The organism is Cutibacterium sp. 37298, assembly GCF_023838685.1.
Classification (GTDB): Bacteria; Actinomycetota; Actinomycetes; order Propionibacteriales; family Propionibacteriaceae; genus Cutibacterium; species Cutibacterium acnes.
Genome location: NZ_JAJNRJ010000003.1, coordinates 84,064 through 95,834, shown reverse-complemented (window position 1 = coordinate 95,834; position 11,771 = coordinate 84,064). Strand labels below are relative to the sequence as shown.

General features: G+C 63.2%; 11 protein-coding genes and 1 riboswitch. Of the genes, 9 read left to right on the top strand and 2 right to left on the bottom strand.

Features of this window, described 5'->3' with window-relative positions:
• Positions 1 to 2 precede the first annotated feature (2 nt).
• From sucD to purH, 8 genes are all read left to right on the top strand, one after another.
• Complete coding sequence (gene sucD, locus LRP59_RS09080) at positions 3 to 896, top strand: succinate--CoA ligase subunit alpha (RefSeq protein ID WP_002514757.1); 894 nt, start codon at positions 3 to 5, stop codon at positions 894 to 896.
• Positions 897 to 1,044: 148 nt separating this feature from the next.
• Positions 1,045 to 2,538, top strand: coding sequence for a DUF6350 family protein (locus LRP59_RS09075; protein ID WP_002514756.1), 1,494 nt, complete (start codon positions 1,045 to 1,047; stop codon positions 2,536 to 2,538).
• 77 nt (positions 2,539 to 2,615) lie between these two features.
• Positions 2,616 to 2,750, top strand: a riboswitch (FMN riboswitch).
• 74 nt (positions 2,751 to 2,824) lie between these two features.
• Positions 2,825 to 3,820, top strand: coding sequence for a bifunctional diaminohydroxyphosphoribosylaminopyrimidine deaminase/5-amino-6-(5-phosphoribosylamino)uracil reductase RibD (ribD, locus tag LRP59_RS09070; RefSeq protein WP_002514755.1), 996 nt, complete (start codon positions 2,825 to 2,827; stop codon positions 3,818 to 3,820).
• Positions 3,813 to 4,427 carry a riboflavin synthase gene (locus tag LRP59_RS09065; protein ID WP_002522114.1) on the top strand — a complete coding sequence of 205 codons (615 nt, stop codon included), beginning with the start codon at positions 3,813 to 3,815 and terminating at the stop codon, positions 4,425 to 4,427. Before ribD ends, LRP59_RS09065 begins: the two co-directional genes overlap by 8 nt.
• Entirely contained in the window at positions 4,421 to 5,737 is a 1,317-nt protein-coding gene (gene ribB, locus LRP59_RS09060; protein WP_002514753.1) for a 3,4-dihydroxy-2-butanone-4-phosphate synthase, read from the top strand. Before LRP59_RS09065 ends, ribB begins: the two co-directional genes overlap by 7 nt.
• Positions 5,734 to 6,234 carry a 6,7-dimethyl-8-ribityllumazine synthase gene (gene ribH, locus LRP59_RS09055; RefSeq protein ID WP_002514752.1) on the top strand — a complete coding sequence of 167 codons (501 nt, stop codon included), beginning with the start codon at positions 5,734 to 5,736 and terminating at the stop codon, positions 6,232 to 6,234. The genes ribB and ribH overlap by 4 nt, the downstream gene beginning before the upstream one ends.
• 24 nt (positions 6,235 to 6,258) lie before the next feature.
• On the top strand, positions 6,259 to 6,882 hold the full coding sequence (gene purN, locus LRP59_RS09050; RefSeq protein ID WP_002514751.1) for a phosphoribosylglycinamide formyltransferase: 624 nt from the start codon (positions 6,259 to 6,261) through the stop codon (positions 6,880 to 6,882).
• Positions 6,879 to 8,429 (top strand): bifunctional phosphoribosylaminoimidazolecarboxamide formyltransferase/IMP cyclohydrolase, encoded by a 1,551-nt coding sequence (gene purH / locus LRP59_RS09045; RefSeq protein WP_002514750.1) that lies wholly within the window; start codon positions 6,879 to 6,881, stop codon positions 8,427 to 8,429. Before purN ends, purH begins: the two co-directional genes overlap by 4 nt.
• Before the next feature lie 75 nt (positions 8,430 to 8,504).
• On the opposite strand, the gene LRP59_RS09040 is transcribed toward purH, so the two are convergent.
• Both LRP59_RS09040 and LRP59_RS09035 read right to left on the bottom strand, forming a co-directional pair.
• Complete coding sequence (locus LRP59_RS09040; protein ID WP_002522117.1) at positions 8,505 to 8,825, bottom strand: hypothetical protein; 321 nt, start codon at positions 8,823 to 8,825, stop codon at positions 8,505 to 8,507.
• A gap of 317 nt (positions 8,826 to 9,142) precedes the next feature.
• A complete protein-coding gene (locus LRP59_RS09035) occupies positions 9,143 to 11,566 on the bottom strand; it encodes an alkaline phosphatase family protein (protein WP_002514748.1) in 2,424 nt (807 codons plus the stop codon).
• Between LRP59_RS09035 and LRP59_RS09030 the strand changes: the two genes are divergently transcribed.
• Complete coding sequence (locus LRP59_RS09030; RefSeq protein WP_002522119.1) at positions 11,565 to 11,744, top strand: hypothetical protein; 180 nt, start codon at positions 11,565 to 11,567, stop codon at positions 11,742 to 11,744. The genes LRP59_RS09035 and LRP59_RS09030 overlap by 2 nt on opposite strands.
• The last annotated feature ends 27 nt before the right edge of the window (positions 11,745 to 11,771 follow it).

Here is an 11,771-nt window from a genome sequence, read left to right as displayed (position 1 = left end):
ACATGGCGATCATTCTCGACCAGAACTCCAAGATCATCGTCCAGGGCATGACCGGCTCGGAGGGCATGAAGCACACCCAGCGCATGCTCGACTCCGGTGCTGCCGTCGTCGGCGGCGTCAACCCGCGCAAGGCCGGTACCACCGTCGACTTCAACGGTGGCACCACCGTCCCCGTCTACGGCAGCGTCAAGGAGGCCATCGAGGCCACCGGCGCCAACGTGTCCGTCATCTTCGTCCCGGCCAAGTTCACCAAGTCGGCCGTCATGGAGGCCATCGAGGCCGAGATGCCATTGGTGGTCTGCATCACCGAGGGTGTACCGGTCAAAGACACCGCAGAGTTCTTCACCGCTGCCCAGCGCTCCGGCAAGACTCGCATCATCGGCCCGAACTGCCCGGGCATCATTAGCCCCGGGAAGTCCAATGCCGGCATCGTCCCGGCCGACATCACTGGCCCCGGTCGTGTGGGCCTGGTGTCGAAGTCGGGCACCCTGACCTACCAGCTCATGTACGAGGTGCGTGACCTGGGTATCTCGACGGCAATCGGCATCGGCGGTGACCCGATCATCGGCACCACCCACATCGATGCCCTACAGGCCTTCCAGGATGACCCGGAGACCGACATCATCGTCATGATCGGTGAGATCGGTGGTGACGCTGAGGAGCGTGCCGCTAAATACATCTCCGAGCACATCACCAAACCGGTAGTTGCTTACGTAGCTGGGTTCACCGCTCCTGAGGGCAAGACGATGGGCCACGCCGGCGCCATCGTGTCTGGGTCCTCAGGTACCGCGGCTGCCAAGAAGGAGGCCCTTGAGGCCGTCGGCGTCCGCGTCGGCAAGACCCCGACTGAGACCGCCCGGCTGGCCCACGAGGCGATGGAGTCCCTCAAGAAGTGACGCCTTGACCGTCTGAATGCATGGAGCCCGGTCCCACGTGGGACCGGGCTCCTGCGTTCCGGTGGCCCTGGTGTGGTAACCGAAAAAGTTGTTGGTGGACGGTAGGGTTCCCTATAACTTCCTTCCCCAAACCGAACAGGATCCCCGCATGGTCAGATCAGGCTCGACATCGACCTCGGCGAGGTTCGTCATCGAGTCCTCTAAGGCCGACGAATCCCGAGAACCGCGCGTGCCATGGCCGTGGCCAGTCGTCGTCGTGGTGGCCGCGGCAGCAGCGATCCTGGTGCAATGGCTCGCTTTCGCCGGAATTATCGTTCCGGAATGGCTGGCCAGTAACGGACGCTCATTTCCTAGCATCCTGGCAGCAGCGTCGAGTTTGTGGCTGAGCGGGCATGGGGTGCCCGTTGACATCATCGGGGTGCACATTGGCCTCATTCCGCTCGGTTTAACCTGCGTTAGCCTGCTACTCGGCGAAGAAGCCTGCCGATACGGTGCTCGCGTTCTATGGCACCGACACGATAAAAGACCAGCACGTCGACACGTCGGCGAGGCGGTAGCCCTCCACACCACAATTGAGCTGCTAGCGGCCATCATGATGGCGGCTGGCGCAACGACGACCCATTGGCTGGCAGCCATGGTCGGGGCATTGCTCATCGGGCTGTGTTCAGGGATCGTCGGGGCATGTCGCGGCGCCCACATCAATCCCCTGAGTCGATTACCACACTGGGCCCGAGGATTACCGAAAGCCGTCGGGGCAACCGTCGCCGTCTGTCTGGCTGGCGGGTCAGCGACGCTTACCGTGGCGCTGTTAGTTCATGCGGACCGGGTCATTCATCTGCATCAGCAGATCGGCGCCACCGGGTGGGGTGGATTCTGCCTCATCCTCCTGCAGTTGGCATGGCTACCGACGATGGCGCTGTGGGGCACCGCATGGACGATGAGTCCAGGCTTCGCCTTCGGTACCGGAACCTTCGTATCCCCGCTGGGAACCCACCTTGGTATCGTTCCGGCCCTGCCGGTGCTTGGTGCACTACCGTCTAATGGTCCGATAAACCCGGCAGCTTGTGCATGGTTCGCTGTACCGGTCGTCGCTGCGATCGTCGGTGGAATCCTTATTATGAGGTCCCTTCCGGAGGCCGGATTCGAGATCGGGTGCGGGCTCGGCGCCCTATCGGGCCTGCTATCAGGGCTTGTGCTCGGTGCCTTGGGGTCGCTCAGCAGCGGAAGTCTCGGAGATGGGCGACTGAGTGAGGTCGGCACGATCATGCCGGCTACTGGCGGGTGTGCCGTTGGTGTCTTGACCCTGGTGACGATGCTGTGCGGTTTCGTCATCGGCCTGTCTCGACGTTTGAGGTCCGAAGAGTCGCGTCAAGGGCGCGCGGAGCGCCGTCAGGAGCGCAAGAAAAACCACGCCGCCAAAGCCGAGAAAAAAGCTCGCAACCGCGCCGCTAAGAAGAAGACAAAAGCTGAGCAGAAGGCGGCAGCTGACAAGCGAGAAGCTGAAGCTAAACAGGACAAGATTGCCCCCGAGAATGCCACCGCAGAGCCGGTCGACGATGAGGCAATCGGTCACGACATATACGACTCCATTCAAAACAATCAGGACGCCCCTGACGATGGCGACACCACGGACCGACCTTGAGCTGGACCGTCTGCGGTAACAAACCAGTGAGATGATGTCGCACGCCATGGCGAACAGGTGCATACTTGTCAGCAAGCACACGTGCTCCGGGGTCGGTGAAAGTCCGAACCGGCGGTGATAGTCCGCGACCCGAGCCGTTCTCGTGGCGGTGAGGTTGAATCGGTGAAATTCCGGTACCGACGGTTAAAGTCCGGATGGGAGGTAGCACGGCAAGTGGCTGGCGTCGTCGTCAGCCCTGTGTGTCGTCCTTGCGCACCCCCGGAGCCGCAACAGCTCGGGAGGACACATGGATCAGCGATGGGACGACGCTATGGCGCTCGCCTTGGATATGGCCGCGAAATCACCATGCCCGGATCCGAACCCGCGTGTCGGCTGTGTCATTGTCGCTGAGGACCGGGTGATAGGTCAGGGTTGGCACCGTGGAGCGGGAACTCCACACGCTGAGGTGGAGGCATTGCGCCAGGCTGGCGATGATGCCAGGGGAGCCACCGCCGTCGTCACCTTGGAGCCCTGTCATCACACCGGGCGTACCGGACCGTGCAGCCATGCCCTGGTCGACGCTGGGATTGCCCGGGTTGTCATCGCCCAGTCGGATCCCAACCCGGTGGCATCCGGGGGAGAACAGTGGCTGCGTACCCACGGCGTCGAGGTGGTCACCGGAGTTCTTTCCGAGGAAGCCACAGCCCTCAACGCCGATTGGACCTTCAGCCAGATCCACCGACGCCCCCGGGTGTGCTGGAAGTACGCCGCGAGCCTCGACGGACGCAGCGCCGCCCCCGACGGAACCAGCCAGTGGATCACCGGGGAACAGGCCCGCCACCAGGTGCAGCTCGGCCGGGCTCGGTGCGGGGCGATCATCGTCGGCACCGGAACTGCCCTGGCCGACAACCCGAGGCTGACGGTTCGGCTGCCCGGCGTCACCCACCAACCCCTACGAGTCGTGGTGGGCATGCGAGAACCGCCTGCTGGGTGTCATTTACGTGACGATTCGGCCTCGACCTTGCACATTCCCAGCCACGACCCTGCTGAGGTGCTCGACCTCCTGTGGTGCCGCGGTGTTCACCGTGTCTGGCTGGAGGGCGGACCACAACTGGCCGGGGCCTTCCTCGCGGCCAACCTGATCGACGAGGTCATCGCCCACATGGCACCGACGGTGTTGGGAGGCGGCCGAGTAGCGATCGTCGACCCTACCGTCGCCACTTTGTCCCAGGCGCACCACTTCGTCATCGACGACGTGACCCAGTTGGGCCCCGACATCCAGATTCACGCACATCATGAGTGAGGAGACCATGTTTACCGGAATCATCGAGGAAATCGGCGAGGTGCTCGCCATCGAGAAGGGACGGGACTCCGCCCGACTCGCCATCCGCGGGCCGCTGGTCTGCTCGGACGCTCGGCTTGGGTCGTCCATCGCCGTTAACGGCACCTGCCTGACGGTCACCGACCTTGACGAGGCCTCCTTCGGCTGTGACGTCATGGCCGAGACTCTTAACCGGACCGCACTAGGAGGCCTAGCTCCAGGTAGCAGGGTCAATCTGGAGCGCCCGGTGCCAGTAGGGGATCGACTCGGCGGGCACATCGTCCAGGGACATGTCGACGGGCTCGCCAAGCTTGTGTCCCGTACTCCCGGAGACCATTGGGAGGTATTCCGATTCGCCCTCCCCGCCGATTTGTCGCGCTATGTCGTCGAAAAAGGATCGATTGCGATCAACGGCACATCATTGACCGTCTGCGCGGTGGCCCCGGAGTGGTTTGAGGTGAGTCTCATTCCGGCGACCCTTACCGGAACCGTCTTGGGGGCGCTGTCGCCCGGTGATGAGGTCAACGTCGAAGTCGACATCATCGCAAAGTACTTAGAGGCCCTGACGAACAAGGAGAGGTCATGCTGAACACCATTGAGGAGGTCCTGGCTGAGCTACGTGCCGGACGACCGGTGCTCGTTACCGACGATGCCGACCGAGAGAACGAGGGGGACGCCATCCTGGCCGCAGAACTCGCTGATCCGCGCTGGGTTGGCTGGATGGTGCGCCACACCTCCGGCTACTTGTGTGCACCCATGACCGAGGAAAGGGCCGACCAGCTCGATCTGCCCCTCATGTGGCCGGCGAGCCAGGACCCACTGCGCACTCGCTACACCGTTGCTGTCGACGCGGCCCACGGGATCACCACGGGGATCGACGCCGTCCAGCGTGCCCGCACCGCCCGGGTCCTGGCCGATCCTTCCTCCACCCCGTCGGACCTGGTGCGTCCCGGTCACGTGCTGCCTCTGCGGGCTCGGGCTGGGGGAGTGTTGGAGAGGCGCGGCCACACTGAGGCTGCCGTCGATCTGGCGCGGCTGGCGGGTCTAGAACCTGTCGGTCTCATCGGTGAACTTGTCGGAGATGACGGCATGTGCCTGCGTGCTGACGCGATCGCTGATCTGGCCCGCACCGAGGGCTTGGCTTTGACGACCATCGACCAGCTCGCCCAATGGCGTCAGGCCCATGATCCGGGCCCGGCCGTCCCGACCCAGCGAGTAACAGCACTGGCCAGCGCTCACTTGCCGACCCGTCAGGGCCAGTTCGCGATAACTGGCTACCGGGACAATTGTACCGGGGCCGAGCATGTGTTGCTGGTAGGCGAGAAGGGAATCGACGCTGACGATGGTGGTCCCGCCTGGGTGAGGGTGCACTCGGAATGTCTCACCGGGGACGCCTTGGGGTCGCTGCGCTGTGACTGTGGCGACCAGTTGGCGGCCGCCCAGCAGCACGTCTGCCGCCATGGTGGGGCAATTATCCTGCTGCGTGACCATGAGGGACGCGCTACCGGCTTACTCAACAAAATAGCGGCCTACAAAGCCCAGGATGGCGGTCTGGACACCGTCGACGCCCAGACACACCTCGGTTTGCCCGTCGATGCCCGCGAGTACGGGGCAGCCGTCGCAATCCTGGCGGATGTTGGGATTACGAGCGTGCGGCTACTTACAAACAACCCGGCCAAAGCTGAGGCACTGCGCGATGGGGGACTCGAGGTGACGATGTCCCCCCTCGAGACCTTGACTCGTTCTGAGGACGAACGGTACCTGCGCACGAAACGCGATCGGATGGGACACGTGCTGGCACTCGACGTCAGCCCGTCCGAGATATCCACGCAGCCTCTGGCTGGTAGCCACGCGACATCCACCACGCCCGCCCTGACCATCAAGGGAGACCAACCATGAGTTCACGTACCGCCCTCGGCCTCTCCGCACCCGACCTCAGCGGCCTCGATGGCAGCGGTCTTAAGGTCGCTGTCGTCGCAGCCCAGTGGCACGGCACAGTGATGACTGGGCTACTCGACGGTGCTTTGCGCGGGCTGGTCGATTCCGGAGTACGCGACCCTGCCGTCATCCGAGTGCCAGGATCCTTCGAGCTGCCGGTGGCCTGCGCCTCCCTGGCCGATCACTTTGACGCTCTCGTCGCTCTCGGAGTGGTTATCCGGGGAGGAACCCCGCACTTCGACTATGTCTGTGACGCTGCCACCCGCGGCATTACAGACGTCGCGGTGCGTACCAAGACCCCTATCGGTTTCGGCATTCTTACCTGTGACGATGAAGCCCAAGCCCTCGACCGTGCTGGGCTCGAGGGATCCCACGAAGACAAGGGTTATGAGGCTGCCCAAGCAGCTATCGCTACCCTCACCGCGTTGTCCACTGCCCTTGCGTCTGGCCCATCGTAGACCTAGAGGGCTTAAGGTGGGGTTGTGGCCTTTCGCGTCGTCGTCCTCGTCTCAGGTACCGGAACCCTCTTGCAGTCCCTCATCGACAACCTGCCCGAGCAGGTGAGCATCGTCGCCGTCGGTTCCGACCAGCCCGATGCTGTCGCCCTGCAACGAGCCCAGACAGTCGGCATCCCGACCTTCGCCGAGCCGCTACCGCGCAGCGATGCGCAGACGGCTATGCGCGCGGCTTGGGATGCTCGTCTGACTGACGCTGTCGCCCGCTTCGATCCTGACTTGGTCGTCTGCGCCGGGTTCATGAAGTTGCTCGGACAGACTTTCCTGGACCGGTTCGGTGGACGTACCATTAACTCTCACCCGGCCCTGTTGCCGTCTTTCCCCGGAATCCACGGCCCCCGCGATGCTTTGAAATACGGGGTCAAAATTACCGGGGCTACGGTCTTTATGGTTGACGCCGGAGTTGACACCGGCCGAATCCTCGCCCAACGGGCTGTGCCCGTCCTCACCGACGACACCGTCGAGTCCCTTCACGAACGCATCAAGGTGGAGGAACGCGAGATGCTTGTCACGGTTGTCACAGAACTTGCCGGGGCGCGTCCCGGCATGGAAGAACTCGGCACCGAATCGTCTCGAAAGGATTCCCAGTGAGCGAACGTCAACCCATCCGTCGGGCCCTCGTCTCCGTCTACGACAAGTCTGGTCTTGACCAGTTGGCCAAGGCCCTTATTAACGCGCAGGTCGAGGTGGTCTCGACGGGGTCAACCGCTAAAGAGCTGGCCTCTCATGGGGTGACGGTGACTGAGGTTAGTGAGATTACGGGGTTCCCGGAGTGCTTCGACGGACGTGTCAAGACTCTGCACCCGAAGGTGCACGCCGGGATCCTCGCTGACCGCCGCTTGACGACCCATCGTGAGCAGCTGACTGCTTTAGAGGTGAAGCCCTTTGACCTCGTCGTGTGCAATCTGTACCCCTTCTCCGAGACCGTGGCGCAGGGGGGAGATTTCAATGAGTGCATTGAGAAGATTGACATTGGCGGCCCGTCGATGGTGCGTGCAGCTGCGAAGAATCACGCCAATGTGGCGGTCCTGACGAACCCGGACCAGTACGAAGATCTTGCCCGGGCCCTGTCCGAAGGCGGATACACCATGGAGGAGCGTCGCGTGCTGGCGGCCCGTGCCTTCGCCCACACTGCTGCCTATGACGTCGCGGTGGCCACCTGGTTCGGCAGTCGTGACGGGGTGGCCGTTGACGGCGTTCCCACCTTTGTCGGTACGACCGGGGAGCTGTCCTGCCCGTTGCGCTATGGCGAGAACTCCCACCAGGCCGCAGCCGTTTACCGTAGCTCCGGCGAGCCCGGCCTGGCCGGAGCCCGCCAACTCCACGGCAAGGCCATGAGCTACAACAACTACGTCGACACCAACTCGGCGCGGCGAGCGGCTTTCGACTTCGAGGCCCCCTGCGTGGCTGTCATCAAGCACTCGAATCCGTGCGGCATCGCTACCGGCTCCGACATTGCCGAAGCCCATCGCAAAGCTCACGCCTGTGACTCTCTGAGCGCTTTCGGTGGCGTCATCGCCACCAATCGCCCGGTCAGCGTGGAGATGGCCGAACAGGTTTCCGAGATCTTCACCGAGGTCGTTGTCGCTCCCGGCTACGAGGATGGTGCGGTCGAGATCTTGTCTCGCAAGAAGAACATCCGGCTGTTGGAGTGCCCTGCCCCGCACCTGGCCGGTTGGGAGCTGCGTCAGATCGACGGTGGCCTGCTGGCCATGGAGACCGACCTCTTCCAGGCCGACGGTGACGATCCGGCTAACTGGACTCTGGCGGCCGGAGACCCGGTTGATGATGCCACCTTGGCCGACCTGTCCTTCGCCTGGCGGGCATGTCGTTCGGTGAAGTCCAACGCCATTCTGCTGGCCCACGACGGCGCCTCAGTGGGTGTCGGCATGGGGCAGGTGAACCGGGTTGACTCCTGCAAGCTCGCTGTGGAGCGGGCCGGAGATCGTGCCGCCGGATCGGTTGCCGCTTCCGACGCGTTTTTCCCGTTCGCCGACGGCCCCCAGGTGCTCATCGACGCCCATATCGCTGCGATCGTCGAGCCGGGTGGTTCCATTCGTGACGACCAGACGATCGAGGCCTGCCGTACGGCCGGCGTCCCGCTCTACTTCACCGGGACTCGCCACTTCTTCCACTGATTCCGCGATCCTCATAAAGGATGTGTGGAACACGTCAGGGGTCCGATAGTTCGGCCCCCTGACGGTTCTGAGGCGTCAGTCAAGCTCGGCGATGTAGTCCCATAGGGCGACGACGTGCTTACCATCAGGCGCCCATCGAACCATGCCTTCACCCGCGGAGGCGACGGTGTGGATCGTGAAGGTCGCCTTCTGACCTTTGCCAATCTTGGCCGGGACTGGGGATCCTTTGACTGGCTGAGCCCAGTGGTATTTTCCGGCCTCGTCCTGCACGTTGAACTGTGTGATTGACAGCGGAATCGTGCCGGTGGCGTCACTGACGGTGACGGTCCAGGTGAGATCGGCAGCCTCGGCACCCACCTTTGTCCCCGCAGGGGCGGTCGGGCCGTGGATATTCATCGTCACGCTATTGCCCCGGTCGAGATCGACCCGCACTTCAACACCTTGGTACGACAGGGCGGGACGCTGGACGCTTCCGGTGGCTCTGCTTCCAGTGGTCGGACTGGGGATCCACGACGGCAGTGGTTGGGATGCCAGCTGCTGGGCCGGGGGACGGGAGTCGGACGGTGCCGGGGTCGTGTGGTCGGAGGAGGAACAGCCTGCGAGCAGGCCTGTTGCAGTACACAATCCGAGCACGGCAACCTGGCGACTGACCTCACGGATGCTGGTGCGGTGCCCTCGTCGGGGCGTGGTGTGACGACTCATGTTCTTCCCGTTCAGTGGTGGCGGTGCCAGGTCCGTGTGCCCAGGGCTGCACCGATGACTGCCAGGCCGGTTTCCATCGAGGCATGGCTGTCGGATACCGGGTCAACTGTGCCCTCGGTCCCGGTGTGGGGCAGATCGGGCTTGCCCGACTGTGGATGAGTGGCCGGGCTGCGGGATGGTGCGAGGGTTGGGCGGTTACTCGGGACACCCGCGGTGGTGCTGGCACTCGGGTGGGGTTCGTTGCCGGCGGACAAGTTGGTGAAGACGTCCTTCCCGAAGGTTCCCAATCCGGCCTGGGCAGCGAAGCCGAGGTGCCCGGCTCCGTCGAGGCCACCGGAAACGGTGCCAGCCTCAAGCTGACGAGTGTCCTTGCCCTTGGAGACGGAGAAAATGTCCTCCATCGTCCGCAGCCAGGAGAAGTGGTTGTAGTGGGTGGAGCTGACGGTTCCGGGCTTGATGTAGGGGGAGATGAGGATCGATCCGGTGATGCCGCCTCCCGGGGTGGCGTCGTGTGCGTCGAAGGTCGACGCCGGAGTTTCCCCTTCAGCTAGATGGCCTGGGACGCCGGTGGCCGAAAGTTTGACGGACGACACAACACCGGTTGTGGTCAAGGGGTTGTCATTCTTATCGACCAGGGTGAACATGCCCTTCGTGACGGGGTCCGAGGCCGACGCGACCATGTTCGGTCCAAGGTTGGTCACGTTACCGACGTGGGCCCCCTCGGGAATACCGTTGCCGGTGACCCGGCGTCCGATGTCGGCGACCGTGACGTCAGCTTGGACTGTCGAGCTACCGGCGGTGGCGGAGGCTTTGAGGGTTGACGCCTGCGAATATCCCCAGTTCGCCCCGGTGTTCTTCGCACCATGGACACAGTTGGACTTGTCGGCGTTGACGAGCTTGGTGTCCTGCTCACACGACGGGGGCCGGGTGATAAAGCCGTTTCCTCCCGGACCGGGGAAGAGCTGGTTGCCGTGCTCGTCGGTGGCCAGGGTGGAGTTCGGGCCGGTGGGCTCCCAGTCGACGTTCCTACCGTTGATGTTCTGTCCGGCGAGGTCGGCCTTGAGATAGTTCCTGGCCATCGTTGTGGCACCGGGGAAGGTGCCGGGTGCGTACTTCTGGTAGCCGGGGGCGAGGTTCTTCACCGTCTGGGGGGAGTAGTTGTACAGCTCATGTCGGCGAGCAGCCTTGGCGACGTCAGTGTTGTCGGTCGCGTTGTTGAACGACAGGTTCGCGAAGGGCGGGTTGGCCTCGTCGAAGGTGACGTCGATGAGACCGCCGTCCTTGAAGGCGGCCGATTTCTCGATGAGCGGGATGTAGTAGCGCAGCCACAGGTCGGCGGCGTAGAGGCCACCGGTGTGGTTCTTCGGTGGGGTTGTCAGGGGCTTGGAGTAGTCCGGGTTACCGTGGGCGTCGAAGAGACCGGACAGGTTGTTGCCCTTGCACGTAGCGTCGTGGGCGTCTGAGCAGTTGTTCGGGGTGATCCAGTTGAAGGCTGGCACCTGGTCGGCGGGTTGAGACAGATCGCTCACCAGACCGTGGGAGTGATCGTCAAGATTGACGATGTGCTTGGTGTCGGAGGGGGTACCGCCGTCAATAGGATGGGTCAGTGCGTCCTTGCCGGTGCCGTCATTGCCGATGATGGAGTGGAACCACACGAAGGGGAAGTGCTTGGCGACGTATTGGTCGTCAGCCTGGGCGCCGGTGTACGAGGTGATCCCTCTGGCCTCGTCCTGCGCGTTCGTCTTCATGACCTTGGGGTTTTTGTCGGGGGTGTTGGCGAGGGTGCCTGGCGACCCGGCCAGGCCATCCTCACGGCCCGGGTGGTTGCGCAGGTCCTGGGCGTATCCCTTCCACGTCACCCCTGCGGCATCGAACTGGTTGAACAGGGTGGGAATATTCTTGGGGTAGGTGCAGCCATTCTTTCCGGCTGGAGCATTCGGCCCGGCGAGAGACATTGCCTGACCGTAATTGTCATTGCGTCCGAATTCCTTGCCGGTGTGGGTACGGATAATTGAGGAATTAGACCCGAAGTTCGAATTGACGTCCCCGCAATCCTCTTGCAGGTCCATCTGTGGCGCCTGGCCCGAAACGAGGGTGATGTAGTTGTCCTGGGAATAGTGGCCGGTGCCGTAGTAGTGGTTAAGGAGAGCACCTTGACGGGGGAGTTCCTTCCACAGGTAGGAGTTCTGGTTGAGCCCGGTGAAGTTCTCGTCGTAGGACTTGTTCTCGAGGATGATAAGCCACACGTGCTTGATCTTGCCGGTGGCAGGATTCGTCGTCGTGATGGTGGTGTGAGCGGGGGCGTTCCCGGCCTTCACGGGAACTCCCTCGGCGGGCAGGGCAAGCCCTGGGGCGGGGGTTGACAACCCAAATGCAAGGAGGCCGGCGGCGACGGCGGCTCCGACAGCCTTCGTGAATCGTCTGTGGATGTGCATGACGACAGGTCTATACCCGGCAAAGGGAGATGTGTGGGGTTTTGGTGAAATGGTGTTAACCGGGACTGATGTCGAGGTGCCGGTCGAGGTGTCCACCGTACTGGTGAGGCGGCGACGTGTTGCATGCATGACACCGGTCTACCGATGGCAGTCGGAGGCTGGGAGAGTAGCTGGTTAACAGCACGAGAATTGCTGGTGAATGTGT

Bases quoted from the DNA above. Each gene is read 5' to 3' on its own strand.
- sucD (WP_002514757.1), top strand. From the start codon at position 3: ATGGCGATCATTCTCGACCAGAACTCCAAGATCATCGTCCAGGGCATG.
- LRP59_RS09075 (WP_002514756.1), top strand. From the start codon at position 1,045: ATGGTCAGATCAGGCTCGACATCGACCTCGGCGAGGTTCGTCATCGAG.
- ribD (WP_002514755.1), top strand. From the start codon at position 2,825: ATGGATCAGCGATGGGACGACGCTATGGCGCTCGCCTTGGATATGGCC.
- LRP59_RS09065 (WP_002522114.1), top strand. From the start codon at position 3,813: ATGAGTGAGGAGACCATGTTTACCGGAATCATCGAGGAAATCGGCGAG.
- ribB (WP_002514753.1), top strand. From the start codon at position 4,421: ATGCTGAACACCATTGAGGAGGTCCTGGCTGAGCTACGTGCCGGACGA.
- ribH (WP_002514752.1), top strand. From the start codon at position 5,734: ATGAGTTCACGTACCGCCCTCGGCCTCTCCGCACCCGACCTCAGCGGC.
- LRP59_RS09040 (WP_002522117.1), bottom strand. From the start codon at position 8,825: ATGAATATCCACGGCCCGACCGCCCCTGCGGGGACAAAGGTGGGTGCC.
- LRP59_RS09030 (WP_002522119.1), top strand. From the start codon at position 11,565: ATGACGACAGGTCTATACCCGGCAAAGGGAGATGTGTGGGGTTTTGGT.
- LRP59_RS09035 (WP_002514748.1), bottom strand. From the start codon at position 11,566: ATGCACATCCACAGACGATTCACGAAGGCTGTCGGAGCCGCCGTCGCC.